Source organism: Caballeronia sp. dw_276 (assembly GCF_018449635.1).
GTDB lineage: Bacteria > Pseudomonadota > Gammaproteobacteria > Burkholderiales > Burkholderiaceae > Caballeronia.
In genome coordinates this window covers 538,009-563,171 of sequence record NZ_JAAVUV010000004.1, presented here as the reverse complement: position 1 = coordinate 563,171, position 25,163 = coordinate 538,009, and the positions used below count along the sequence as shown (strand labels likewise).

At 57.2% G+C, this 25,163-nt stretch carries 20 protein-coding genes; 7 read left to right on the top strand and 13 right to left on the bottom strand.

Annotated features, from left to right (window positions below; translation table 11 throughout):
- Positions 1-21: 21 nt before the first annotated feature.
- The 11 genes from HB633_RS11335 to HB633_RS11285 all read right to left on the bottom strand — a co-directional run bounded on the left by HB633_RS11335 (position 22) and on the right by HB633_RS11285 (position 13,445).
- Positions 22-1,203 (bottom strand): hypothetical protein, encoded by a 1,182-nt coding sequence (locus HB633_RS11335; RefSeq protein WP_213778182.1) that lies wholly within the window; start codon positions 1,201-1,203, stop codon positions 22-24.
- 92 nt (positions 1,204-1,295) lie between these two features.
- On the bottom strand, positions 1,296-1,553 hold the full coding sequence (locus HB633_RS11330) for a PAAR domain-containing protein (RefSeq protein ID WP_213778181.1): 258 nt from the start codon (positions 1,551-1,553) through the stop codon (positions 1,296-1,298).
- Between the two features lie 80 nt (positions 1,554-1,633).
- Positions 1,634-2,461, bottom strand: coding sequence for a DUF6708 domain-containing protein (locus tag HB633_RS11325; protein WP_213778180.1), 828 nt, complete (start codon positions 2,459-2,461; stop codon positions 1,634-1,636).
- A 73-nt stretch (positions 2,462-2,534) separates the two neighbouring features.
- Positions 2,535-3,464 carry a DUF6708 domain-containing protein gene (locus HB633_RS11320; RefSeq protein ID WP_213778179.1) on the bottom strand — a complete coding sequence of 310 codons (930 nt, stop codon included), beginning with the start codon at positions 3,462-3,464 and terminating at the stop codon, positions 2,535-2,537.
- 110 nt (positions 3,465-3,574) lie between these two features.
- Positions 3,575-4,336, bottom strand: coding sequence for a hypothetical protein (locus tag HB633_RS11315; protein WP_213778178.1), 762 nt, complete (start codon positions 4,334-4,336; stop codon positions 3,575-3,577).
- On the bottom strand, positions 4,333-5,271 hold the full coding sequence (locus HB633_RS11310) for a DUF6708 domain-containing protein (protein WP_213778177.1): 939 nt from the start codon (positions 5,269-5,271) through the stop codon (positions 4,333-4,335). The genes HB633_RS11315 and HB633_RS11310 overlap by 4 nt, the downstream gene beginning before the upstream one ends.
- Entirely contained in the window at positions 5,256-6,104 is an 849-nt protein-coding gene (locus HB633_RS11305; protein ID WP_213778176.1) for a hypothetical protein, read from the bottom strand. Before HB633_RS11305 ends, HB633_RS11310 begins: the two co-directional genes overlap by 16 nt.
- Positions 6,101-7,036 carry a DUF6708 domain-containing protein gene (locus HB633_RS11300; RefSeq protein ID WP_213778175.1) on the bottom strand — a complete coding sequence of 312 codons (936 nt, stop codon included), beginning with the start codon at positions 7,034-7,036 and terminating at the stop codon, positions 6,101-6,103. The genes HB633_RS11305 and HB633_RS11300 overlap by 4 nt, the downstream gene beginning before the upstream one ends.
- A complete protein-coding gene (locus HB633_RS11295; RefSeq protein WP_213778174.1) occupies positions 7,036-10,089 on the bottom strand; it encodes a T6SS effector BTH_I2691 family protein in 3,054 nt (1,017 codons plus the stop codon). Before HB633_RS11295 ends, HB633_RS11300 begins: the two co-directional genes overlap by 1 nt.
- A gap of 39 nt (positions 10,090-10,128) precedes the next feature.
- Positions 10,129-11,103, bottom strand: a complete 975-nt coding sequence (locus tag HB633_RS11290) for a hypothetical protein (RefSeq protein ID WP_213778173.1) — start codon at positions 11,101-11,103, stop codon at positions 10,129-10,131.
- Positions 11,100-13,445, bottom strand: coding sequence for a type VI secretion system tip protein VgrG (locus HB633_RS11285; protein ID WP_213778172.1), 2,346 nt, complete (start codon positions 13,443-13,445; stop codon positions 11,100-11,102). Before HB633_RS11285 ends, HB633_RS11290 begins: the two co-directional genes overlap by 4 nt.
- A gap of 897 nt (positions 13,446-14,342) precedes the next feature.
- On the opposite strand from HB633_RS11285, the gene HB633_RS11280 reads away from it, so the two are divergent.
- The 7 genes from HB633_RS11280 to HB633_RS11250 all read left to right on the top strand — a co-directional run bounded on the left by HB633_RS11280 (position 14,343) and on the right by HB633_RS11250 (position 22,843).
- Positions 14,343-16,508 (top strand): TonB-dependent siderophore receptor, encoded by a 2,166-nt coding sequence (locus HB633_RS11280; RefSeq protein ID WP_213778171.1) that lies wholly within the window; start codon positions 14,343-14,345, stop codon positions 16,506-16,508.
- Positions 16,509-16,748: 240 nt separating this feature from the next.
- The gene (locus HB633_RS11275; protein WP_213778170.1) at positions 16,749-18,113 is read left to right on the top strand and encodes an LLM class flavin-dependent oxidoreductase; all 1,365 of its coding nucleotides are present in this window, start codon (positions 16,749-16,751) and stop codon (positions 18,111-18,113) included.
- Positions 18,114-18,266: 153 nt separating this feature from the next.
- A complete protein-coding gene (locus tag HB633_RS11270; RefSeq protein WP_213778169.1) occupies positions 18,267-19,184 on the top strand; it encodes a TauD/TfdA family dioxygenase in 918 nt (305 codons plus the stop codon).
- Between the two features lie 64 nt (positions 19,185-19,248).
- Positions 19,249-20,316 carry an ABC transporter substrate-binding protein gene (locus HB633_RS11265; RefSeq protein WP_213778168.1) on the top strand — a complete coding sequence of 356 codons (1,068 nt, stop codon included), beginning with the start codon at positions 19,249-19,251 and terminating at the stop codon, positions 20,314-20,316.
- 40 nt (positions 20,317-20,356) lie between these two features.
- Positions 20,357-21,193 carry an ABC transporter permease gene (locus HB633_RS11260; RefSeq protein ID WP_213778167.1) on the top strand — a complete coding sequence of 279 codons (837 nt, stop codon included), beginning with the start codon at positions 20,357-20,359 and terminating at the stop codon, positions 21,191-21,193.
- Positions 21,194-21,205: 12 nt separating this feature from the next.
- A complete protein-coding gene (locus HB633_RS11255) occupies positions 21,206-22,021 on the top strand; it encodes an ABC transporter permease (RefSeq protein WP_213778166.1) in 816 nt (271 codons plus the stop codon).
- A gap of 39 nt (positions 22,022-22,060) precedes the next feature.
- Positions 22,061-22,843 (top strand): ABC transporter ATP-binding protein, encoded by a 783-nt coding sequence (locus HB633_RS11250; RefSeq protein WP_213778165.1) that lies wholly within the window; start codon positions 22,061-22,063, stop codon positions 22,841-22,843.
- Positions 22,844-22,891: 48 nt separating this feature from the next.
- Here HB633_RS11250 and HB633_RS11245 read toward each other — a convergent pair whose 3' ends face one another.
- Complete coding sequence (locus HB633_RS11245; protein WP_213778164.1) at positions 22,892-23,839, bottom strand: TauD/TfdA family dioxygenase; 948 nt, start codon at positions 23,837-23,839, stop codon at positions 22,892-22,894.
- Between the two features lie 22 nt (positions 23,840-23,861).
- Positions 23,862-25,079: an acyl-CoA dehydrogenase family protein gene (locus HB633_RS11240; protein WP_213778163.1), complete on the bottom strand. Its 1,218-nt coding sequence runs from the start codon at positions 25,077-25,079 to the stop codon at positions 23,862-23,864.
- Positions 25,080-25,163: the final 84 nt, after the last annotated feature.

Genomic DNA, 25,163 nt, shown 5'->3' with positions numbered 1-25,163 from the left:
AAACGCATCCGTACATCCCTATCAAGACCGTGGCGCAACGACGGCAAGCGTCAACCGTTGCGCGCGCGCAATGCTAATTAGCTGCTTTCGTCCTGATTCGCGCGCCTGCTGCATGGCGAGAGCCATGCACAACCAAGGCGCCGCAATACCGGCTGATCCGAGCCAAAAATCGACGTCATGCTGTCCGCTTAAATCTTTGGTTTTAGCTACCTCGACAGCCTGAGCATCAAGTTCGCTTGCGAGTGCCCGGTTGAGTGGTGCCTCGGCGCCACCGGTCATCCATTGGTCAGTGAGTTCTGAACTACGGACGTGGCCCCACAGCATCGCTTGACGCAAGCCTTGTCCGATACCCTTTTCGTCACGCAGCTCAGGCCGAAACAGAAGTGTCGTGCTGGATAGCTGCTTTCGCGCCGTCAACGACGACGAAGCAAACAACACGATGACACCAGCTTCAGCGGACCCATCGTCTGGCACCGCGTTTAACAGCGAATTCAATTGCACGACGCAAAGCAGGTTCGCTGCATCAGAGTGTGCAACGCCTTTTCCATCGATCCAGAGGTCCGCGGCGATCAACTCCGGTGGTGTTGAGTCAATTTCAGCTTTTGCTGTCACTCGCAGTTCAAGTGCCATCCATTTGTCGCGCCACGCAGCTTCGACTTCCGATGTCGGAAGCAGGGTCGCAACTGCGAGCCGGACCGTCAGGCGGGTGCGCTCAGGCAGCACGCGTATAGCTGGAGCGATCTGAAGAAGGAGTGCATCGAATACATAAGGCAGCACTTCACGATGACGCTCCATATCCGACTGGTCATCGGTCGGCAACCACGTGCGCCCTTCGGGCACGATCCATCGTGCCGAAACCGGTTCGGTGTCTTCAGGAAAACGGCTTTGCTGGGTCAGTGTCAGTCGTCGTTGGGTCACCGCTTCGGCAGTGTTCTCGTGTTCTGTAGCCGAGAAAAGAAATCCCGAGCCCAGCACGTGTAGCGGAACGCTTGCCTTACGGCCGATATCGGTGAGATAGCCGTGTCTTGCGTTGTTGAAGTCGATTGCCCGCCGTCGCGGGGCTTGCAACACGCCGAGATAGATGAAGAACGGGATCAACCAGGAAAATAGAGGAAACGCGACGACGCACGTCCAGAACCACGGCGTATTGATGGGTTCAGTGGGTGGCCAAAACCGTATGACGCAAGCCGCGCCGCCGCCCACAATGACAACAGCCAGTATTGCCCATAAAGACCACGCAGGCTTGAATGCAGGAACGTCGCGCGCAGGTGCGACCTGCAGTAAATCGTAGGCCATCAGGTACTGCCCACTACCTGACTAGACGAAAACAGGATTGCGCCACAGCGCGTCCGATTGCCGTGGAACGCAAGTGGCAAATGGCCATCGAGCATTTTGTCGTTGCCTTCTGCAATCTCGTTGTCGCCGCAACGGGGACATGACACCTTGTCTGTTTTGCGAGCAGCTCCACGACCCTTTCGTGTTACGCGTGCGGACCCGGTTAGCACGACTCCGCCGTGGCTGGTTGCATCCCCGACATAGATTACATTTGGCATGGTTAGATTCCGTTGAAGATAAGTTGAGTGTGTTTGGAAGGCTGCTGACGGCTTCGCAAACGTCGTTGAGAATGACCTGCTTATCGATACCCCACCGGGTTCGTACTTGAATCACGCACGTAGGGATCGTCCGGTGCGATCCTGCACGCCGCTTCCACATCGGCAGGCCACAGGGGAACTTTGCTCGTCACGCGGCATACCAATCGGCCGATAAAAAACAGCACGTGAAACGTCAGCATTAGCCATTTGAGAGCGGGATTCCAGGCGTCTCTGGAAGAGAGTGCTATCCACCCTTGATAAAGCGTCTCGCGCTTGTCTGCAATGGGCAGGCAATACCGAAACCCTGGCGCATCGATCACCGCTTGCGGACCCTCTTCCATGTAGCGACGGATGTATTCCCAATGACGCAGGCAGTAGTCGCGGCTGCTTGATGCATAGCCGAATACAAACATTTCTTTGACCGTCTTCGGGTCCTTTAGCACGAGGCCGCAGATTCCCAGCGTGCGTACACCGAACGCCTGACTGTTAACTCTCAAGGTGAAGTACACATCGTCCCATGGTGCTTCGAGCACGGTGTCGTCACCTCGGAATACGTAGACCATGCGGTTACGGCGATTGAAGCGCATGGGGTAGTGCATGTAGCGGAACCATTCGCCGATGGTGCGATTAAATGCTACTAGACCCACAATGAAGAGAAACGAAACGGCAATGACAAAGCCCACAGATAAAAGCATCTCGGTTTGATCCTGACGATCCCAGTCCGGATTCAAATAGTTATGAAAAATCACCATATAAAGAATGCCGACGACGGCATAAGAGATCATCCCGATCGAAAATATGCCGACCGCGCTCATCATTCCGCGATTTGCGTAGATCCCGTCAACCAACTCCAGATAAGTCGAGTTCATCCTGATCGCCCGCCCCGACGCATGCGGTTCTGCGGAGCGCCTATCGATCGTCAGACTCCATAAGCGATCCTGATCAGTCAGTGGACGTTGCTTCTTGCTTGTTGTAAACATCAAGCCCTCGCCAACAGCCACGCCATCTTTTTAGTTGGGTCCTTGATGTTCGCGAGCTGCGACTTGATCGATACCCTACCGGGTTCGTACTTGAATCACGCACGTAGGGATCGTCCGGTGCGATCCTGCACGCCGCTTCCACATCGGCAGGCCACAGTGGCACCTTGCTCGTTACACGGCACACCAAGCGGCCGACGAAAAACAGCACGTGAAATGGCAGCATCAACCATTTGAGAACGGGATTCCACGCGTCTCTCGAAACCAGTGCTATCCAACCCTCGTAAAGCGTCTCGCGCTTGTCTGCAATGGGTAGGCAATATTGCAATCCTGGCGCATCGATCACAGCTTGCGGACCCTCTTCCATGTAGCGACGGATGAATTCCCAGTGACGCAGGCAGTAGTCGCGGCTGCTTGATGCATAGCCGAATACAAACATTTCTTTGACCGTCTTCGGGTCCTTCATCAACAGGCCGCAGATGCCTAAGGTCCGAACACCGAACGCCTGACTATTGACTCGCAAAGTGAAGTACACCTCGTCCCATGGCGCTTCGAGCACGGTGTCGTCGCCTCGGAATACGTAAACCATGCGGTTACGGCGGTTGAAGCGCATGGGATAGTGCGTATAGCGGAACCATTCGCCGATATTGCGGTTGAACGCGACTACTCCGGCTAGAAGTAGAGCACAAGTGATTGTTACAAGTCCCATAGATGACAACATAGGGATTTCGTCGTGACGATCCCAGTCAGGATTTAAATAAAAACCGAAAATAACTCCATGCGCAATTGCCGTTATCGCAAATAGGAACATCCCGACTGCGAAGATCCCAGCCGAGCTCATCATTCCGCGATTCGGGTAGATTCCGTCGACGAGTTCCAGGTATATAGAATTCATTCGGATCACTCGGCCCGACCCGTGTGGCTCGGCAGCGCGCTTGTTAACAGCTACATGCCAATCACGGTCCTGATCGCTCAGTAGGCGTTCCTTTTTACTTGTCGTAAACATTAGACACTCGCCATCGCTTCGTTGAAATCGGCCTGCTCGGTTCGCTGATCTGTGTAACGGCCGGAGGGCAGCGAGCCCCAGAAACAGCGCTCCAACCACTGCACGAAGTTATCGCCTTTAACGTGATCGATCGCGATGGCCAGTGCGATCAAAACCACTGCCAACACCACGCCCCATCCAGTCAAACTGAGTCCAGCAACCAACGTTGCACTGCCATCTGTAGCGAGCGCCGCCCAGAAAGAAGCGACCGTTGCGATCGCTCCAGTTGCGCCCGAAAGAATCTGCAGGCTCGCCAATTCCCATTTCACCATCACATTCTTTGCGCCGTCTGCGAGATCCATCATTGCCACCACCCCGGACACCGCCGCCGTCAAAGCCCCCGCCATGCGCAGCGCAATGCCAGCGCGTTCCGCCAGTCGCTCGCCCGCAATCCGCTCCGCCATTCCCGTCGCATATAAGTTGCGCCATGTGCCATAGGCTTTCACAACATTGCCGACTCCGGTACCCATCGCACCTACATACAGCGCGCCTCCCAGTGTCACCCTAACGTCCTGCGCCCACGTCTTCTGGAATGCCAGCGCCTTCGCCTCATCGACCAGCATCTGATTCCAGCCGGCGTACTTGCAAGCTACATCGATAGCCGTAAGTATTCCCTCAGATACCGCCGCAAACACAGGTAGCTTCGTCTGAATTCTCAGAACCGCATACTCGTGCGCGGTCGCCGGTGTGGTCACGTTCGCAACCAGCCACGCCACCTTCATCGATATCCCACTGGGTTCGTACTTGAATCACGCACGTAGGCATCGTCCGGTGCAATCCTGCACGCCGCTTCTACATCAGCAGGCCACAGTGGCACCTTGCTCGTTACACGGCACACCAAGCGGCCGACGAAAAACAGCACGTGAAATGGCAGCATCAGCCACTTGAGAACGGGATTCCACGCATCTCGCGATACCAGCGCCACCCAACCTTCGTAAAGCGTCTCGCGCTTGTTCGCGATGGGCAGGCAATACTGAAACCCTGGTGCATCGATCACCGCTTGCGGGCCTTCTTCCATATAACGACGGATGAACTCCCAATGGCGCAGGCAGTAGTCGCGACTGCTCGACGCATAGCCGAATACAAACATTTCTTTGACGGTCTTCGGGTCCTTCATCAACAGGCCGCAGATGCCCAAGGTCCGAACACCGAACGCCTGACTGTTGACTCGCAAGGTGAAGTACACCTCGTCCCATGGCGCTTCGAGCACGGTGTCGTCGCCTCGAAATACATAAACCATGCGGTTACGGCGATTGAAGCGCATGGGGTAGTGTGTATAGCGAAACCATTCCCCGATCGCACGATAGAAGACAACTAAACCTGTTATGAACAAACCGATAATGACGGTAGCAAAACCCATAAATGAAAGCATTTGGACCTCGTCATGACGATCCCAATTTGGGTTTAGATAGAAGTCGAAATAAGTCGACCACCACGAAACCATGAGAAAAATAAGGAGGATGCTCACGCCGAATATCCCGACTACACTCAGCATTCCTCGATTCGCATAGAACCCGTCGACTAGCTCCAAGTATGTCGAGTTCATGCGGATGACCCGACCCGATGCGTGGGGTTCAACGGTGCTGTCGAAAATTGACAAATGCCACTCATGATCCCGATCACTCAACGGGCGTAGTTTTTTCATTGTGGTGAACATCGAAATCCCGTCATGGCTTTATTGAAATCCGTCCGCTCCCGATCCGGATCAGAATATCGGCCTGCGTCCAGCGTGCCCCAATAGCAACGTTCGAGCCATTGGGCGAAGGCATCTCCCCTAATGTGGTCAATCGCCATAGCGAGGGCAACCAAAACAATAGCCAGCAAGACTCCCCAACCAGTTACGCTTAATCCTCCGACCACTGCGGCACTTCCTGCGCTTCCACCAGCCAAAATAGAGAAGACAGCAGCTGCAATACCTGCAAGGCCCGAGAGCAGTTGAAGTCCTGCCAATTCGTACTTCCCTACCGACCGACTTCGATTAGCGTCCGCGAGATCCATCGCTGCCACGCCCCCCGACACCGCCGCCGTCAAAGCCCCCGCTACGCGCAGCGCAATACCCGCGCGTCCCGCCAGTTGCTCGCCCGCAATCCGCTCCGCCATTCCCGTCGCATATAAGTTGCGCCATGTGCCATAGGCTTTCACAACATTGCCGACTCCGGTACCCATCGCACCGACATACAGCGCGCCTCCCAGTGTCACCCGAACGTCTTGCGCCCACGTCTTCTGGAATGACAGCGCCTTCGCCTCATCAACCAGCATCTGATTCCAGCCCGCGTACTTGCAAGCAATATCAATCGCCGTAAGTATTCCCTCGGATACCGCCGCAAACACAGGTAGCTTCGTCTGAATCCTCAGAACCGCATACTCGTGCGCGGTTGCCGGTGTGGTCACGTTCGCAACCAGCCACGCCACCTTTTTAGTCGGATCCGTGATATTCGCTAGCTCCTTGTGCATATCGTCCGTAATGAACACCGCGAGTTCCGACTTCATCTATACCCCACCGGGTTTGTACTTGAATCACGCACATAGGGATCGTCCGGTGCGATCCTGCACACCGCTTCCACATCGGCAGGCCACAGTGGCACCTTGCTCGTCACACGGCACACCAAGCGGCCGATAAAAAACAGCACGTGAAAGGGCAGCATCAGCCATTTGAGAATGGGGTTCCATGCGTCTTTCGAAACCAGTGCTATCCAACCCTCGTAAAGCGTCTCGCGCTTGTCTGCAATGGGCAGGCAATACCGAAACCCTGGTGCATCGATCACAGCTTGCGGACCCTCTTCCATGTAGCGACGAATGAATTCCCAATGACGAAGACAATCGTCACGGCTGCTCGATGCGTAGCCAAACACGAACATCTCTTCAACCGTCTGATGGTCCTTTAGCACGAGGCCGCAGATGCCCAGCGTGCGTACACCAAACGCCTGACTGTTGACTCGCAAGGTGAAGTACACCTCGTCCCATGGCGCTTCGAGCACTGTGTCGTCGCCTCGGAATACGTAGACCATGCGGTTACGGCGATTGAAGCGCATGGGATAGTGCGTATAGCGGAACCATTCGCCAATCGTACGGTTGAAAGCAACAATTCCCGCGATAAGAAGCGAAAGAATTGCAGCGCCAGAAATCGTGGAAGACAACATTTCGAACTCGTCGTGACGGTCCCAGCTGGGATCCAGGTAGTGGGTGACGATAGTAAGAAAAAGTGAAATCACAACGAATGCGCTGAGCCCGACTGCAAATACGCCGAACGCACTCATCATTCCACGGTTTGAATAGATCCCATCAACAAGTTCCACGTAGGAGGAGTTCATCCGTATCACCCGGCCGGACGCATGTGGCTCTTCCATACGCTTTGAGAGCGACAGATGACAATTGCGATCTTGATCAGTTAAAGCGCGTCGTTTTTTGCTGGTTGTGAACACTACTTCACCCCCATTAGCTTGTTGAAATCCAACCGCTCAGTTTCCGAATCGATATAGCGACCCGACGATAGTTCACCCCAGTAACAGCGCTCCAACCACTGAGCAAATGCATCACCCTTAAGATGGTCGATTGCCATGGCGAGCGCAACCAATACCACTGCGAGCAGCAGGCCCCATCCCGTTAAGCTGAGGCCGGCGACCATAGTCGATCCGCCATCAACGGCTAGCGCAGCCCAAAATGCAACGCCAGCATTTGTGATTCCGACAGCACCGGACCACAGTTGTAATGTCATTAATGACCATTGTTCGCGTTGCTTACTTACGATAACATCCACGAAATCCATCCCCGCCATCACTCCCGACACCGCCGCCGTCAAAGCCCCCGCCACGCGCAGCGCAATGCCAGCACGTCCCGCCAGTTGCTCGCCCGCCACCCGCTCAGCCATACCCGTCGCATACAGATTGCGCCAAGTGCCATAGGCCTTCACAACATTGCCGACTCCGGTACCCATCGCACCCACATACAGCGCGCCTCCCAGTGTCACCCTAACGTCTTGCGCCCACGTCTTCTGGAATGACAGCGCCTTCGCCTCATCAACCAGCATCTGGTTCCAACCCGCGTACTTGCAGGCTACATCGATAGCCGTAAGTATTCCCTCGGATACCGCCGCAAACACAGGTAGCTTCGTCTGAATTCTCAGAACCGCATACTCGTGCGCGGTCGCCGGTGTGGTCACATTTGCAACCAGCCACGCCACCTTTTTAGTCGGGTCCGTGATGTTCGCTAGCTCCTTGTGCATATCGTCCGTAATGAACACCGCGAGCTTCGAGTTCACCCTGGTTTTGCTAAAAGCAGCGGTCTCAAACGACGCAATATTGCCGCTCGCAAAGCTACCCGCGACCTGCCTTCTGGCATAAGTAGTCAGTTGCGTAACTTGATCGGCCGATAACGGCCTGCCACTCCGTTTAGCCGCTTCGCCAAGATTCGCCACAAATGTCTTTGACAGAAAATCAATCGTTTCGCGTACCCCGCCGCTGATCTTGATCACCCCGGCCGGTGTTCGCAATGTCACACCGATGATTGCCATCCAGCGCGCCAGCGCCTGTTCCGCTGCATTGCCGTTAAATTCCCGCAATGCCGTCGCGATAGGCGTTGCGATCTGCGTCAGCAACGCTGCAACCGAGTCTGGCAGCAGCTTCCCGTTCGTTTCCTGCTTGGCTTCACGAGCACTTATCTGAGCCGCCTTCATGCGGGACTCTGCGGCCTCCAACTTTCGACGTACCGGATTATTGAAGAGCAACACCGAACCTGCTCCCATCGCATCCGATGTCGCGACAAGGCTAAACAGATCGTCGTAATCTGTCTTTGCCTTAGCTGCTGCCTTCTGCGCCCCCTGCGCTTTCAGTTGTGCATCAGGCGCGGGCTTGAGCAGCATCTGAACATGCTTCGTGAACTGATCCATCAGAGTCGACCACGGCACGCTCGCGGAATCAAGCGGCGCCGCCGCCATTGCAGTAATGAGTTCGTCCTGGCGCAACACCAACGCACGCAACAAGAGATTCGTCTTCTCCGTAATATCGCCTTTGAGCCATCGCAGGTAGACATCGGCGCAACCAACGATTTGCTGTGTGGCCACCATGCAGCGCTGCAAGGTCTCTGCATAGACGTCGCCACTTAACGCATCTTTTCCATCGTGAGTGCAATCGAGCGTGTTAGCCAACAGGTTGCTCTGCATCCACGCCGCGTGCGTTCGCGCCAACACTTCGATATGGTTGTTTTGTAGCTGGTCCGACGCGGCCTTGAACTCATCGGCCCATTTCTTGTAAGGCGTTGGCTTGATCCGCGTCAAATACTCGTTCCACGAGTCGTGCTGATCGGCCGCGATGCGAACAGGTGGTGGATTTCGGTTTATTGCGTCAGCCTTCAGTTGCCGCGCTGTGACTTCCTGCGGGAACAGTTCCATTGCCATCTTTTGCATGTCGGTTGGCCGCTGCCCCATCGACTCGGCTCTCTTTCCGGCTAACCGTTCCTGGCGAAGTTCCTCATTGCCTGCCTTCATCATGTTTGCAAGCGCTTCAGCTTTCATGAACACCTGCATCTTGACTTTCTCGTCGTTCGACGCGTGCAACGCTTTGATCGCGCCATCTAGCGTGAGCAAGTTTCGATACGTCGTGGCGTAACTGCCGTAACCCTTACCATATGCATCCTTCGCCACCCGCGTGTCGAGCAGCCGCTCCTGATGCCAGTTGATCAATGCAGCAAGGTCCTGCGCGACACCCGCCGGATCGTCCAGCGCAACAATCGCGCCGACGAGCTTCGGACTGCGTCGGCTACATGACGAGAGCACGCCCTCAGCCTTGCCCACGTGCAACCGGTAATTCGGCGCCGACAGGGGCGCGAACGCCGCGCCCTGAGCGGGTTTGCCTGGCGCGTATTCAGCCACTGTGCTTGCCAGTTCGCTCATCGGTACGGTGTGTAATGTATTCCCACGACCCGCCGTCGCATTGCCAGCCGGCGTGCGGTGCGATTTCGCCCATGCGCCTGCGTCGAACTCGCGCATGTGGAGTTGGCGCAATGACTTGCCCTTTGCGCCCTTGTGTGCGTCGATCACCGCTTTTGTCCACTGCACATCTGAAAAACCCAACCACACGATGCCTGCATTCTCTGCGTCCGCTATCGCAATGCAACCCGCCAACTCACGATGCCCTTCATACGAACAAGGAGTGGCCGACTTGGCTTGCGCCGATACAGCTGCCTCGACAGGAATGCTCATGTAGTACCCGTCCGCCGTGATCCAGTACGCGTCCATACGGTCACGCTTCTCGTCATACACATACAGATAGCCGCTGCGCAACAAGCGCGCCGTGTACTGTGCACTGCCATGCAAGGTCACATCCTGCTTCTTGCCCTTGCCAACGCTTTGCGCTATGTCTTCCACCTTCATCGGTGCGCTGATCGATGGCAAACCCATTGCAAGCGGAGCAATTGCGTAACGCGCTGGCATCAAAAGCAAGCCCACTTTGTCGCAAAAGGCGCATTTCGGTTCTGCCATATACTTTGTCCCTCGAAATTTGTGTGTTCTGGATTGCGTTTATCTAACGGTCGGATCGCGAGGACGAGTGGGCTGCGCGAACTCCTCATATTCTTCTTGCGACAGCAGCGCAATCAGTTCGGAGCAACTGAAGGTTTCGACTCGCGTTTCGAGTTTCACCCAGTGATCCACGAGACGTGGGTGATTACGAAACGCCGCACCATAGCGGGCGATATGCTCCGCGTAATTCACCTGATCATCAGTCTGCTTCCAATGCAGACGGCGTTCCGCTTCGGTAACAGCCGACTCGACAACAGCAGCCGTTGCCGCTTTGTCCTGCCATGGAAGCTCCGACGGCAAACCTAGACGCGCCAACGTCTGATTGATCGTTGCAATCCGTTGCGTGCGATCCCATATGTCGATATCTATGCGGGCGAAGCCGCCGATCCTCTCAGGCGGCGCAACGTCGGATGCCGTATCCAGAATGCCGTTGCACTCGTACCAACTATCAAGCCACGGAAAGACCCATCGAGACGCAGGTCCAACAAGCGTTGTGAGATGTTCCGGTTCAAGCATCCAGCACAGGTTGGCGAAAACGCGGGGATCGAAGAACCGCCAGAGCGCACCCGGAAGAGCCCGATGGCCGCTTTTCTCGACCGGTAGTATCAGCAGTTGATTGGCCAAATGTCCGGCGAGTGTGTTCGCATCAACCGGCGCGTCAACATAAGCACAGACGCCGGGACGGGTGAGCTGCATGCGCAACCGGCTTTCGTGCTCGGCGTTGATGACTATTGCGAGCCAATCTCGCTGACCCGCATCGCAGTGCGCAAGATCGATGATCGCAGGCAATCCCGTAAAATCCCGGCCCCAGTTGGTCGGCCTGCACATCAGTGGTCGCAAAGAGTCCAACTCATCGCTTTCCGCAAACGCGCCCGGATCAACGATTAGATAACCGGTCTCAGGTAGCAATGGAACGGGAGATACAGAAACCCGCTCGACCCGCTGCGATAAGGTCGTCGCAGTTTGTCCGATCACGTGAGCGCCACACTATTTTCGCCAGCAGCGGCGGCCGAGGCCTCCGATGCGTGACATGTTGCAAAGGCGGGAAGTTTGCCTTGGATACTATCCGGGCCGTCCCATTGAAAATTGGCCATCTTGATCGACACCTTGTTGGGCGCTCCGATCGTTGCATTACCGTTTTCAAGCTTGATATACGCACCGGCGCCATCGGTTAGCGTGACTGACTTCCTTGCCTGCACGATCACGTGTCCGTCGCTACTGGTGACCGTCATGTTCTGCTGCGATGTCAGCTCCATTTCGTCGCTCTGCGCTTGAATTTGAATCTTCCCCTTGCTGGCGAAAAGCTTCATCCCCATTTTTTGAGCGAACAGGCTAATCGCTTCACCTGCGGCGACTGTGAACTTGCGCAACACGCCAACGTCGGTACTTCCGCCTGATGTCATCGTGATGTTTGTGCCTGCGGATTGCACGATTGCATCGGGCGTCACGAGCGCGATGGACGAACTCGCTGAAAGCAGCATAACTGCCTGTTGTATATCTTTGATTTGATTCTGAAGGACCTGCTGCATCTCTTTTGCATCGGCCGCCTCTGCCTTGGCGATCCTCGCCGCTTGTGCTAACCCTTCCATGCGTGCGTAGGCGTCGTCCAGCCGCTTCGTCGCCTCCTGCATGGCGAGTTGCAGGTCAGTCGCATTGGGCCGATCGTCTGTTGAAACCAGCAAACCTTTGCCGGCGCGAATCGCCCCATAGCCAGACGTACGAAGTTCATAGCCCTCACCACGCTTCTTGCGCGTGCTGTCGACCATGTGACCAAGATTGAGCTGACTCTTGCCCGAATGCTCGGTACTGATCTTGATGTGCTGTTCGCCCTCCCAGTCCTCCATCCGGATCTTGTTGTTCGACTGGGTGCGAATAACATTACGCGACATCCATCGTTCCTGGTTGTGGATCAGGTCGGACTGAATGCTGTTGTGGTGGAACTGCGAGATGAAGAGCTTGTTCGGGTCGCCATCGCGGGCCATGATGACCGCTTCAGTGCCATCGAGCACTGGGAAGTGGAAGCCGGTTTGCAGTGAACCTGCGAATGGCTTTGCCATGCGCAGCGGAATGCTTTCGCCGCCCGGATTCCATTCGTCGAAATCCAGATCGAGACGCACAGGGTAGTGCCCGGCCTTCGTCAAATACGCATACGGGTATTTGTTCGGCGACGTGACGCGTGCACTCAACGCGCCGTGGATTTTCGGCCACTTGCTTTCGTCTATCTTTAATCGGAATCGGCGGTCGGACGGAATTGCTTGATACGAATTGCTGTAAGCCACGCCCCGCCCGCCTGAGTGCGTCACCTCGATGATGACTTGTCCGCTCGGCGCATCAGGCAACTCGTCGTCGATACGCAGAATACGCCCTGGCCGCAGCTCCAGCGCATTGCTTTGTCCGTGATACACGACCTGCCACGCAATGGCCGCCTCGTGCCGTAACTGCGCTTCCCACTGCGCGCCGTCCTGGCTCAGGTGATTCGTGCCATAGACGTAGGGCTGACCATAAGTCGTCGTATCGTTGATCGCGACGTTTGCTTCGTCCTTGAAGCGTTCCCAGGCGGCGAGCGGGTTATAGTCGGCGACCAGAACCGATTGTGGCACTACCTCGGTGTGCGTCTCAAGCGCGAACACCGCTTCGACTCCTGCCTCAAGCCCGGCATTCTCCCGATACGGCACCTTCAATTCAGGCGTGTAGACATAGTGGTCGATATCGTCACCGAACACGACCAGATCACCGTGCTTCCCTTGCTCGATGTAGTAATAGATGCCTTCCTGCTCGCACAAAAGACGGATATAAGCCAGATCCGACATCTGGTACTGTAGGCGGAAGTCGTGCACGGGGTATTCACGGCGCAGCCTGAACACGAACTGGTGATCCATGAACTTGTCGTTCAGCAGGATCGATTCGATGATCTTCGGCCCGCTCTGATGCTGATACACGCGGCTTCTGTGCAGAAGGTCCAGTCGTTTCATTTGAGACACGACGACGATCGTGTAGCGGAAGTAGTCCTTGGTCTTTTTGATCCGCTTAAAGCGCGTGATGATGCCGCGATAAACGCGTGGTTCCGAGCTGTCTTCGGCGGTGATCGTAAAGTGCCCATCGCGCCCGAGGTAATCGGAGCGCGAAAGCTGTTCGGGGTGCGTGAATTCGATTGTGATCTCGTAAGGCGTCGCCATGCTCTCGCGCGCGTGATACGAGACCACTGAAATGTCTTTGGAATTCGCCGCATTCGGCACTTCAAGGCAATAGGCTTGTCGGCCCGTTACTCGTGCTTTATCCGAGCGATACGCTTCGCTGTCCCGATGAGTCTCCCGCATCTTTTGTAGCCTTTAATCTCTCAGGTGAATCACAAACCAACTGGCGCTGGCGATTCTTTTATTCAAACAATCGTTCTTATCATTGCGAAAATAAGACGTAATCGTGAATCATCCTTGAACCTTGCTCGCGTGGGAAGCCGTGTCAGAGCGGGCGGCACAAAATTCGGAATTTTCTGAGAAGGGCAATAGCGCGTGGCGTCCGCCGCGTCTTTATGTGAGGGGCACACCGTCGCAGCGTGCACCTTTTTCAAAGTCCCGCATTTAATAGAGGACTTCCGAATATTTCCATCTATCAGCGGTTGTCAGCTATCAGGTCATGTTCTCGCGTCTTCATCTCCTAAGGCAGCAACTTGGCTCCTCGCATCACGTCGAGTGGCGTGATCTTTCGACTATCCATCCGACTAACCAAAGGAGTGATGTAGTGGACGTGAAAATTGAGAATGTAGCTGCGGTACGTCACAAAGCCCTTGCCAATACGCCCCCATCCATTGCTCGCTGCCTAAAACGGCGCCCGCGCTTCGGGTGGGAAAACGACTTAGATTAACTTTTCGCGCTTAATAAAACCGTCGTTTTCAATCCCACGGTTAGCCGGATCTTCTAAGAGGTTTTCTGATTAGCGTCGCCCCAATTCCCCACCCACGGGCTTTGCAAGGCTTCATGCTCATGCCAAGCCGCTCCAAAGTACGAATCGAATTCCGTAAGCTTTCCGTTATGCGACCTTACCTCTGTTTACAGGCGTAACAAAACGCCAGCTCCAAAGCCCCTTTCACTTCAAGGCTTAGCTTGACCCGGATTAATGAGTTCAATATAAATGCAAACGCGAATCGATCTCATTCATTTTTATCGAAAGGCTAGTGAAAGAATTTGCGCCTTGCACACATTACCTCGGGGAAGTTCATGATTCGTAGTAACCGTGCGGGCAAGCGTTCGTTGCTCCACAGAAATATCCTGCTCGCTAACGCTCTATTCGCAATCGGCATGGCGGGATCGACGATCGATTTTGCGAAAGCGGACGAAACGAGCGACACCAAATCCGCTGCATCGGCTACCGACGCATCACAGCTGGCGCCCGTTCAGGTCTCGAGCAAAAGAGATCAGGGCTTTGCGCCCGTCTCAGTCGAGACCGGCCCGTATCGCGGACTCGATGCGCTCGACGTTCCGGCAACCGTCAACGTCGTAACCCGCGAGGTCATGGACGCGCAAGGCGACACCGGCCTGTACGATGCGCTGCGCAACGTCGCAGGCGTCTCGCGTCAGCAATTGAGCGGTCTCGCTTATGACAACCTCTCGATTCGCGGCATCCCGCTAGACAATCGCGCGAGCTATTACTTCAACGGCGTATTGCCCATCGACAACAACATCTGGATGCCGATGGAAGACAAGCAACGCGTCGAAGTCCTTAAGGGCGCTTCGGCGTTGTATTACGGATTTGCGGCACCGGCCGGCATCGTGAACATGGTGACGAAGCGTGCAGGTCCCGATCCGGTGACAAGCATATCGGCCTTGGGCGATTCGCATGGCTCGGTTGGAGCGTCCGTGGACATCGCGCGGCGTTTCGGCACGAACGACCAGTTCGGCGTGCGTGTGAATGCAATGGACGAACATGTCGATACACCCATCGACGGCGATCACGGTTATCGCAAATTCGTAAGCGCCGCGCTCGACTGGAAGGTGAACAGCAAGCTCAAGCTTCAATACGACTTCGAGCACATCGAGACAAGCGTGGTCGAGCAGGCCGGCATCACCCCGCTTGCCGCAAAGAACGGCGTGATCTCGCTGCCTGGTCTGCCCGACCCGACCAAGCTGCTGGTCAGCGGCGACAAACCCACGAAGGCAAGCGCGAACACGCAATTGCTGCGCGCCGACTACGCGATCTCCGACAACTGGTCGGCGAACTTCAGCATCGGCCAGTCGATCACACGGCGCGACCGATGGGCATGGGTGTTCCAGAAGTACAACGTCGCGACCGGCGCGGGCACGCTGCAGGCAAGCCAGCAAAACGGCCAGATGTACGAAAACAAGATCGTGCGGCTCGAAGCGAACGGTGACGTCAAGACCGGTTCGATCCACCACGACATCACAGTCGGCGTCTCGCAAGACTGGCTGTATCAGCCGGATTTCACCACGAACTTTTTCACTGCCGCGCAGAACATCTACGATCCAATCGATATCACCAAGCTGACACCCAGTGGCACACCTAAGCAATTTTTCGCGCAGCATGTTCGCAATAGCGGCGCGTATTTGTACGACCGGATCGACCTGACATCGAAATGGCAAATCGTCGCCGGCGTGCGCAGATCGGAATACATGACGTCGCAAGCAGGAACGCCGAGTTCGGATGTCAGCCGTACATCGCCATCGGGTAGCGTGATCTACAAGTTGACGCCGGCCACCAGCGTATATGCAAGCTACGTGGAAGCGCTCGAATCCGCGGGCAGCGCGCCCGTCACAGCGAACAATGCCAATCAGGTCTTGCCCGCAGCCGTCAGCAAGCAGGAAGAAATCGGCGTGCGTACGCGCTTTGCGAACAACACGCTGGTCTCGCTTGCGTTGTTCAACATCAAGCAGGCTTCCGCCGATACCAACGCCGACAACTTTTTCGTGCTCGATGGCAATGCACGGTATCGCGGCGTGGAGTTTTCGGTTCAGGGCGACCTGACGCGGGACGTGTCGTTCATCGGCACGGCAACGTATATAGACGCCAAGCAAATCGATTCCAGCGATCCCACGCTGCTCGGCAAGACGCCCGAGAACACGCCGCATGTGACTACAAGCCTGTTCGCGCAGTATCGCGTGCCGCTCGTCGCGGGATTGTCGTTGAATGCGGGCATGTATTACATCGGGCCGCGGCCGGTGAACAGCGCGGACCAGGCTTACATTGGCGGATATTCGCTTTACACGGCGGGCGCGAGTTACGCGACGCGCATCTATGGTAAGCGCGTGTCGTTCCAGGCCAACCTCGAGAACGCGACGAACAAGCGTTACTGGAGCGCCACCGGTTCGAGTCAGATTGGCGAAGGCTTGTCGCGCACGCTTGAATTGAGTTCGACCATCGAGTTCTGACTTGTAGCGAACATGGCGGGTGTTGGGGAAGGGGAAGCGTAAATCACCGTGCGTGGAAACGATCGAAGCAATGCTCGGTTCCACTGCGTTACCACGCTCCTTATGATCGGACTCGCATGCAGCAGAGCGGTTAATGTCACTGCAGGAAAATCGACGCTGCAGCTTCCGATGCTCCGTGCCACCGGCCAAACGTTGTAGTCGCGTGGCAAGAGAACCGCCTCCGCTCCAACGCCACGCCCCATGCCAAAACGAACAGGTCACATACGCCTCGGCGCCTTCCTTTATCCGTCGGGACATCACATTGCCGCGTGGCGCCATCCTGACAGCCAGGCAGATGCAGGCATCAACTTCCGGCATTACGTCCAGCTTGCACAGGCCGCGGAAGCCGCGAAGTTCGACCTGATCTTTCTCGCCGATGGCGTCGGCACGCGCGGCGACAACCTCGACTTCCTCAGCCGCACCGCGCACAGTTATATAGCGCAGTTCGAACCGATCACCCTGCTGTCCGCGCTTGCGGCCATCACCACGCGAATCGGTTTTGTCGCGACGGCATCGACCAGCTTCAACGAGCCGTATCACGTTGCAAGGAAGTTCGCGTCGCTCGACCATATTAGCGGCGGACGCGCGGGCTGGAACCTGGTGACGTCATCGAGCGAACACGAAGCGAAGAACTTCAACCGCGATAAACATTTCGATCACGCCGAGCGTTATGAACGTGCGGACGAGTTCGCAACCGTGGTGCGCGCGCTCTGGGACAGCTGGGAAGACGACGCCTTCTTGCGCAATAAAACCTCGGGACGTTTTTTTGATCCGGACAAGCGCCACGTGCTCGATCACAAGGGCCGTTTCTTCCAGGTCAAAGGGCCGCTCAACGTGGCGCGCTCGCCGCAGGGACAACCCGTACTCGTGCAGGCGGGTTCCTCCGAGTCCGGCCGTGCACTCGCCGCGCGCACTGCGGAAGTGATCTTCACTGCGCAGCAAACGCTGCAGGACGCGATCGACTTTTATGCCGACGTCAAAGGCCGTCTTGCCGCGCACGGACGTCATCCGGACGACCTCAAGATCATGCCCGGCGTATTCCCTATAGTCGGACGCACACGATCCGAGGCCGAGGAAAAGTTCGAAGAACTGCAGTCGCTGATCGATCCCGTGGTTGGACTCGCGCTTGTGTCGGGCCTGACGGGTGGCATCGATCTTTCCGGTTATCCGCTCGACGGCCCGATTCCCGAACTGCCCGAAACCAACGCAAGCAAAAGCCGGCAGGTGCTGACCATAGAACTTGCAAGGCGCGAGAACCTGACTATCAGGCAGCTTTATTTGCGCGTCGCCGGTGCGCGAGGTCATTGGCAACTTGTCGGGACTGCGGAAGATATTGCCGACCAGCTCGAAGAGCGTTTCGTCAATTACGGCGCCGACGGTTATAACGTCATGCCACCGACATTACCCGGCGGGTTGACCGACTTCATTGAACTGGTGCTGCCGGAGTTGCGTCGACGTGGATTGTTTCGTAGCGACTATGAAGGTCATACCTTGCGCGAGAATCTCGGACTCGGCCGGCCAGTCAACCACCACGAAACCAATCGGCAAGCGGCCTTGGTAATTTGACGGCTGGTGTTATCGAATCCCACATCCGGCATGTAAAGCTTAGTCCAATCGCTTCGTTGCCGCGCTCGCGGGCGGATGCTTCAATTTATCGGCGCTACAGCTTTTCGCCATCGTTGGTAAGAAAAGTGTCCCCACCCATAAAAGGAACATCCGATGACACTCGTTGCTACGTCTGCAGTGCAAGCTGAGCCCTCTCTCGAGCTCGACATTCATGCGGTCGGCGGCCGGATCGGCGCCGAAATCCGTGGCGTGCGTCTCGGCTCGGACCTGGACAGCTCCACACACGCCGCGATCAATGCGGCGCTGCTCAAATACAAGGTGATCTTCTTTCGCGGCCAATCACATCTGGACGATGCCGAACAGGAAGCGTTCGCCAGCCTTTTTGGCGAGACCGTGGCGCACCCGACGGTGCCGTCGCTTGCCAATACCAGCCGCCTGCTCGAACTCGACTCTAAGAACGGCACGCGCGCGAACTCGTGGCACACGGATGTGACTTTCGTGGAAGCGTATCCGAAGATCTCGATTCTGCGCGGCGTAGTGATTCCGCCCGCCGGCGGCGACACGGTCTGGGCGAACACCGTGCAGGCATATGAACGCCTGCCGGAGCCGCTGCGCGCGCTTGCGGATTCCTTGCGCGCCATTCATACGAACACCTACGACTACGCCGCGAATCGCAGCGCGCCGAGCACGGACGCAGAGCTAGCGTACCGCGAGCAATTCACGTCGACCGTGTATGAGACCGAGCATCCGGTGGTTCGCGTGCATCCGGAAACCGGCGAACGCAGCCTCGTACTCGGTCATTTCGTGCAGCGCTTCGTGGGCCTGTCGCAACGCGATTCGGACCGCCTGAAAGAACTCTTCCACGATCACATCACGCGCCTCGAAAACACCGTGCGCTGGCGCTGGAATCAGGGCGATGTCGCCATCTGGGATAACCGCGCAACGCAGCACTATGCGGTCGCGGACTACGATGAAAGCGAACGCCGCATCGTCCGCCGTGCAACGGTGCATGGCGACGTTCCGGTCGGCATTGACGGACAGCGTAGCCGTGCGCTGCGCGGTGCTCATTAAGTCTGCTGCCGCCGCGCTGGCTCTCCATTAGCGCGGCCTACCCTTTCCTCTTCAATTCCAATCAATGACAACACGGTTCTTTTTACGCACCCTTTTGGTCACGCTCGGCCTGGCCGCATTTACCAGCGCCTTCGCCGCAGCGCCCGCCGTCGTGCGTATCGGCGTTGCCACGCAGGGTTACGGCGACCCGCCGGTCTTCGGCGGCTCGCCCGCCGCCACCGCCCAATTGCAGCATCGTGTGGAGGATGCACTCGCGCCCGATGGCATCAAGGTCCAGTGGCTCTTTTTCAAGGGCGCGGGACCTGCGGTCAACGAAGCGCTTGCGAATCATCAGATCGACTTCGCCTATCAGGGCGATCTGCCCGCCGTGCTCGGACGTGCGAACGGACTCAAGACCAAGTTGCTGGTTGAATCGAATGTACGTACCGGTGTTTATCTTGCGGTTCCGCCCGACTCCGACATCAAGAGCGTGAAGGACCTCAAGGGCAAGCGCGTCGCTATATTCCGGGGCACCAATCTTCAGCTTGTCGCCGATAACGTCCTGAAGGCCAACGGCCTGTCCGAAAAGGACCTGCGCGTCATCAATCTCGACGACGCCGCATCGCAAGCAGCGCTGGCATCGAAAGGCGTCGATGCCGTCTTCCTCGATTTCAAGCTCTTCAAGTTACAGCGCCAGGGTCTGGCAAAAATCATTTACGCGTCGCGCGATGGCGGCCTGCAATACACACGCCAGGCGCATTTGCTCGTGCTCGATGATTTCGAGCACGATCACCCCGACGTCGTTCAAAAAGTCGTGACGTCGGTGGTCCAGGCGGCGCAATGGTCGTCCGAAGAACCGAATCGGGGCGCACTGTTTACGCTGTGGGCGAAGAGCGGCGTGCCGGTCGAATCGTGGGAATCAGAGTACGCGAACCAGGCGTTGAAAGACCGCAGTTCGCCGCTGATCGATCCGTTTATTGTCACCCGCTATCAATCCGTCGCCGATGACGCGCTGCGCCTGAACCTCATCCGTCAGCCTGTCAGCGTGAACGGCTGGTTCGAACCGAAGTATCTCGACCAGGCGTTGAAGTCCTTGAAGCTGGAAAACTACTGGCCACGTTTCGACGCTTCGGGCAAGCCGCTCAAATTGTAAGCGCATTTAGCTGCTGCACGCATTCCACGGAGAACTGATCATGGCGAATAGCATCGCCCGCGCCTTATTCCCCGGCCGCCCATCTGAAACAGCCGATACGAACCGTCGTGTCGCGCTCGCCGCACGTTCGATCGGCTGGACGGCGTTGCCGTGGCTGCTGCCGGCCGCGGCCGCGTTGTTATGGATTCTCGGCTCGCATTACGGATGGATTTCGGCGCAGATCCTGCCTTCGCCCCTGCTCGTCTTCGATACCCTCAGCGGCCTCGCCAAAAGCGGCGAACTGTGGATGCATGTCAGCGCAAGCCTCTCGCGGGTCGCGATCGGGTTTTCGGGTGGCGTTGTGCTCGGCTTGTTGCTGGGCGGTTTGCTCGGGCTTTCGCGCACGGCGGAAGCCTATATTCTTCCGAGCTTCAACGCGGTAGTGCAGGTGCCGGTTCTCGGCTGGCTGCCGTTCCTGATGATCGTGGTCGGGATTGGCGAGCCGTTGAAGTACTTGCTGATCGGACATGCGGCGCTTGTCCCCGTCACGCTCAGCACAATGCAGGGATTTCGCAAGACGCCGCCCGCTTATCTCGACGTTGCCCGTGTCTTCAAGTACACCCCTTTCCAGACGATATCGCGCGTCATCCTGCCATCGGCCGTGCCCGTGATCGGCACCGGGATCCGTCTTGCATTCACGAAGGCATGGCTCACGCTGGTGGTCGTGGAACTCGTGGCTTCATCGGAAGGACTAGGTTATCTGATCGTGTACGGACGCCAGTTGTTTCAACTCGATCTCGTGCTTGCCTCCGTGCTGATCGTCGGCGCGATTGGTTATGCGGCGGACAGGTTGCTTACGCTGCTCGAAAACAAGTTATCGCCGCCACGGCTGGCATGAAGGAGCTGGCACATGTCCACATCGTCTCTTGAACTCGAATCCGGCTCAGGCGCAATCACCGGCGCCAATGCCTCGGGCAAAAGCGGCCGCTGGCGCGGCTGGGTCATTCCAGTCGCAGCCTTCGCTATCTGGTGGTATCTGTCGCGCAACGTGGTGACAGGGCACGGCATGATGACTTCGCCGGCGCAGGTCTTGCATACCGCTGTCGACCAGGTCAGGACCGGCGCGTTGTGGCGCGCGCTCTCCGCGTCGCTTGCGCGCGAGTTGACGGGCTTTACGCTCGGTGCAAGCCTTGGGCTTGCGCTCGGCGCGTTACTCGGCGTGTCGCCGTTTGCCAATCGCCTGGTGGGCCCGAGCTTCAATACGTTCAAGCAGGTCTCGCTCTTTGCGTGGATACCGCTGATTTCCGTCTGGTTTGGTCTCGGCGATCTCGCCAAGGTGGTATTCCTTTCGCTTGCCGCGCTCGTGCCGGTGGTTGCGCACACAGCCGATGGCATTCGCGCGGTATCGCCGGAATTGCTCGACGTGGGCCGTGTCTTTCGCTACAGCAAATGGCAAACGGTTACGCGCATTGTCATTCCGGCCGCGTTGCCGTCCATCTTCACGGGCGTCTATCTTGCATTGATCTATTCGTGGCTGGCGACGCTCGGCGCCGAGTATCTGCTGGTTGCCGGCAGCGGTATCGGCAATACGCTGGTAGATGGCAGCGAACAGTTTCGCATGGACCTGGTGGTTTTCGGCGTCATTGTGATCGGCATTACCGGGTGGGCGTTGAACTCGTTGGCGCGTGCCGTGCAACGGCGTTGGTTCCGCGATCCGACGGCCTGACTACAGCCGCTATATATTTATTACGGATTCCATATAATCATGTCGACTTTTACCGAAACCCGGGCGAACGAGCTGAACCTGAATCGCGTAGCCAAGCGCTTCGCGGGCGACACCAACGTACCGCCCGTACTCGACGGCATCGATCTCAACGTGAGCAGCGGCGAGTTCGTCGCGATCGTGGGCGCCAGCGGCTGCGGCAAATCCACGTTGTTGCGCCTGATCGCCGGTCTCGACGATCAATTCGATGGGGATATCGAGTTCGGCGGAGAACGCATCCACACCACGGATCTCGCGCGTGGGCTAGTGTTTCAGGATCATCGGCTGTTTCCGTGGCTCAACGTCGAACAGAACATCGCCGTGGCGCTCAGGAACTCCGGGCGTAGCAAAGACGAGAAGCGCCGCGCCGTCGCGGAGCATATCGAGCTGGTCGGGTTGAAGGGTTATGAAGGACATCATCCGCATCAGTTGTCAGGCGGCATGGCGCAACGGGTATCGATTGCCCGCGGGCTCGTGAACCGGCCCAAGCTGCTGCTGCTCGATGAACCCTTCGGCGCGCTCGATGCCCTTACCCGCAGCCGCATGCAAAACGAGCTGCAGCGTATCTGGGAAAGCGAACGTATCACCATGATCCTCGTGACACACGATGTGGACGAAGCCGTGTTCCTCGCGGATCGCGTTGTGGTGATGCAGGCTCGGCCAGGGAGGATAAGCAAGGTGGTGCACGTTGGGCTTGAGCGGCCGCGCCGGCGTAGCGATCCGGCGTTCGTGCGATTGCGCGAAGATATTCTTGCGGACTTCAATACGCCGGTGGACGCGGTTTGACGCTGTTGACGTGGTCGGGAAATTAAAGAATCCCGACCACGCTATCGCTCAGTTCAGTTCCACCGCCGCAGCGGCAGCGACTGGCGATCCTTCAATTGCTATGGAAGCACCACCGTCCGGCCCGACGGGAATGTCGCCAACAAGCGTCGTTCTATACAACTGCCTGTCGAAATCCAGATCGAAGATATCCGAAGGCGCCAGGTGCGCGGTCGACCTGTTGTCCCAGAACGCGACACTGCCCTTTTGCCATTTGAAGCGCACCGTGAACTCCGGACGTGTTACGTGTTCCCAGAGCAATTCAAGCAGCGCCTGGCTTTCGCGCGGCGTCACCCCAACAATGCTCTTCAGAAAACTCGGACTCACGTAAAGCGCGCGCTCACCCGTTTCCGGATGCACACGCACGAGCGGATGTTCACTCACCAGCGAACGTTCCTTCACCGCCTGTTCGAACTCACTCGTTCCGCTTGCACCGGACGGTGCGGTGAACTTGTGAATACCCCGCAAGCCATCGATAAAACCCCGCAGCGGCGCCGACAACTTTCCGTAGGCAACAACGAGGTTGGTCCACTGCGTATCGCCGCCGTAAGGGGGAATAGTCACGCCCCGAAGGATCGATGCAAACGGCGGATTGACGGCCGCCGTGACGTCGGTATGCCAGCCTGTCCATGGGCGCAGAAGCGACTGTCCTTCAAAGCGCGTCGCCTTTCGAAACTTCGAGATGGAATAGATTTCCGGATGCCCATCTACGTGGCCGAACACCGGATGCCCAAGCGTCAACTCTCCAAATTGCGATGAAAATGCCACATGCTGTTCGTGCGTCAAGAATTGCTCTCGGAAGAACACGACTCGCCACTTGAGCAACGCCGCGCGAATCGCAGCAACCTGCTCAGCGGCAAGCGGCTTCGCAAGATCGACACCATGGATTTCCGCTCCAATGTGCGCGGACAACGGTGTTACGGCAATCTCATCGGTCCTGGGGTTCAGCGCTGCGCTCATCGTGCATCTCCTTTGAAACCGTTTAGAACACGCGCCCTTCCGTCAGGTGGGTCGTGTCGCCGTTCAACTGATAGTCGCCAATTACGCGCGCTTTGTGCAGCAGCGGGTTGTGGCTGAAGATCGTGCGCAGGTTGCGCCAGTGACGATCGAAGTTGTGCACGCGCGATGTCGCCGATGCACCGCCCGCCTCGAACAGCCGTTCCCCCGCATGCAACGCGAGCTTGCTCACCACGATCTGCGTCTTTGCCGTCGCAAGCGCACCTTGCAGCACGAGCTCCTCGGCGTTATCGCTGTTATTGCGGATCGCATTCGCGGAACGATCGAGCACGCGGGCGTTCTGTTGCACGAGAGCATCGATAGCGTGACTGTGCGCCCCGAGGTCGCCCACGACCTGCTGAATGAAATGGTCGGTACGTGCCGATTCAGCCGGGCTGTGCAGCACCGGCCGTCCGTGCTTGAGCACGTAGTTTTCCGCATCCGCTACCACGTTGCGCACGATGCCCGCCGCCACCGCAACCAGATGCAGTTGCCGCAGTGCCCCGCCGTGTCTGCCGGCGAGCGTGGTGTAGCCGCGCTTCATGACTTCGTGCGCGAACACTTGGACATCGTCGAGAACAAGGCTGCCGCTCGCGGTCATTCTTTGGCCCATGCCGTCCCAGTCGTCCAGTACCTGCACGCCTTCACGATTGACCGGAATGACAATGCTCACCGGTTCGTTCTCTTCGTTTTGCACATTGATGCGGGCGAAGTCGGAGAATGCGGTTCCTGTCGAATAGTATTTCTTCCCGCTTACACGAAAGTGATCGCCGTCGCGCTTCAACACGGTGCCGATCTCTCCCGGGCGCGAAGTGCCGCGCTCGGTCGAAGCGCCGCCAAAAATTGCGCCTTCCAGTACGCGTCCAATTTGTTTGTCGTTGAACTCCGATCTTGGAGCCAGCAACAGCGACTCGGTCAGGTCGAAGTGGATTCGCAATGCGTGCGCGACGTTGGACTCTTTTGCAGCGATCGTGGCGATCACTTGGAACAAGTCTTCCAGCGACCCGCCAAGGCCACCCCATTCGGAAGGAATTCGCAGCAAGCCCAGCTCCGATTTGCGAAACAGCGCGAAGCCGTCGAATGGCAGCTCGCGCCGTGACTCGCGCGCAGCGCTGTCTTCGCCAATCTTCTCCGCCAGTGCCGGCAACGCGGCCAAGGCGGTATCGAGACGAGATGTCGAGGCCGTTCCCTGCGCTGAAGTCATGCTTTTTATTCCTTGTTTGGTCGGTGATGCGCGCGAGGTTCGGGAATCCGATTTACCTGCAGCTCAAGCGTCAAAGTATAGAGA

What these genes read in the sequence shown, in the direction of transcription:
- HB633_RS11330 (WP_213778181.1), bottom strand. Translation starts at nt 1,553, where the DNA reads ATGCCAAATGTAATCTATGTCGGGGATGCAACCAGCCACGGCGGAGTC.
- HB633_RS11325 (WP_213778180.1), bottom strand. Translation starts at nt 2,461, where the DNA reads ATGAACTCGACTTATCTGGAGTTGGTTGACGGGATCTACGCAAATCGC.
- HB633_RS11320 (WP_213778179.1), bottom strand. Translation starts at nt 3,464, where the DNA reads ATGAATTCTATATACCTGGAACTCGTCGACGGAATCTACCCGAATCGC.
- HB633_RS11315 (WP_213778178.1), bottom strand. Translation starts at nt 4,336, where the DNA reads ATGAAGGTGGCGTGGCTGGTTGCGAACGTGACCACACCGGCGACCGCG.
- HB633_RS11310 (WP_213778177.1), bottom strand. Translation starts at nt 5,271, where the DNA reads ATGTTCACCACAATGAAAAAACTACGCCCGTTGAGTGATCGGGATCAT.
- HB633_RS11305 (WP_213778176.1), bottom strand. Translation starts at nt 6,104, where the DNA reads ATGAAGTCGGAACTCGCGGTGTTCATTACGGACGATATGCACAAGGAG.
- HB633_RS11295 (WP_213778174.1), bottom strand. Translation starts at nt 10,089, where the DNA reads ATGGCAGAACCGAAATGCGCCTTTTGCGACAAAGTGGGCTTGCTTTTG.
- HB633_RS11285 (WP_213778172.1), bottom strand. Translation starts at nt 13,445, where the DNA reads ATGCGGGAGACTCATCGGGACAGCGAAGCGTATCGCTCGGATAAAGCA.
- HB633_RS11280 (WP_213778171.1), top strand. Translation starts at nt 14,343, where the DNA reads ATGATTCGTAGTAACCGTGCGGGCAAGCGTTCGTTGCTCCACAGAAAT.
- HB633_RS11275 (WP_213778170.1), top strand. Translation starts at nt 16,749, where the DNA reads ATGCCAAAACGAACAGGTCACATACGCCTCGGCGCCTTCCTTTATCCG.
- HB633_RS11270 (WP_213778169.1), top strand. Translation starts at nt 18,267, where the DNA reads ATGACACTCGTTGCTACGTCTGCAGTGCAAGCTGAGCCCTCTCTCGAG.
- HB633_RS11265 (WP_213778168.1), top strand. Translation starts at nt 19,249, where the DNA reads ATGACAACACGGTTCTTTTTACGCACCCTTTTGGTCACGCTCGGCCTG.
- HB633_RS11260 (WP_213778167.1), top strand. Translation starts at nt 20,357, where the DNA reads ATGGCGAATAGCATCGCCCGCGCCTTATTCCCCGGCCGCCCATCTGAA.
- HB633_RS11255 (WP_213778166.1), top strand. Translation starts at nt 21,206, where the DNA reads ATGTCCACATCGTCTCTTGAACTCGAATCCGGCTCAGGCGCAATCACC.
- HB633_RS11250 (WP_213778165.1), top strand. Translation starts at nt 22,061, where the DNA reads ATGTCGACTTTTACCGAAACCCGGGCGAACGAGCTGAACCTGAATCGC.
- HB633_RS11245 (WP_213778164.1), bottom strand. Translation starts at nt 23,839, where the DNA reads ATGAGCGCAGCGCTGAACCCCAGGACCGATGAGATTGCCGTAACACCG.
- HB633_RS11240 (WP_213778163.1), bottom strand. Translation starts at nt 25,079, where the DNA reads ATGACTTCAGCGCAGGGAACGGCCTCGACATCTCGTCTCGATACCGCC.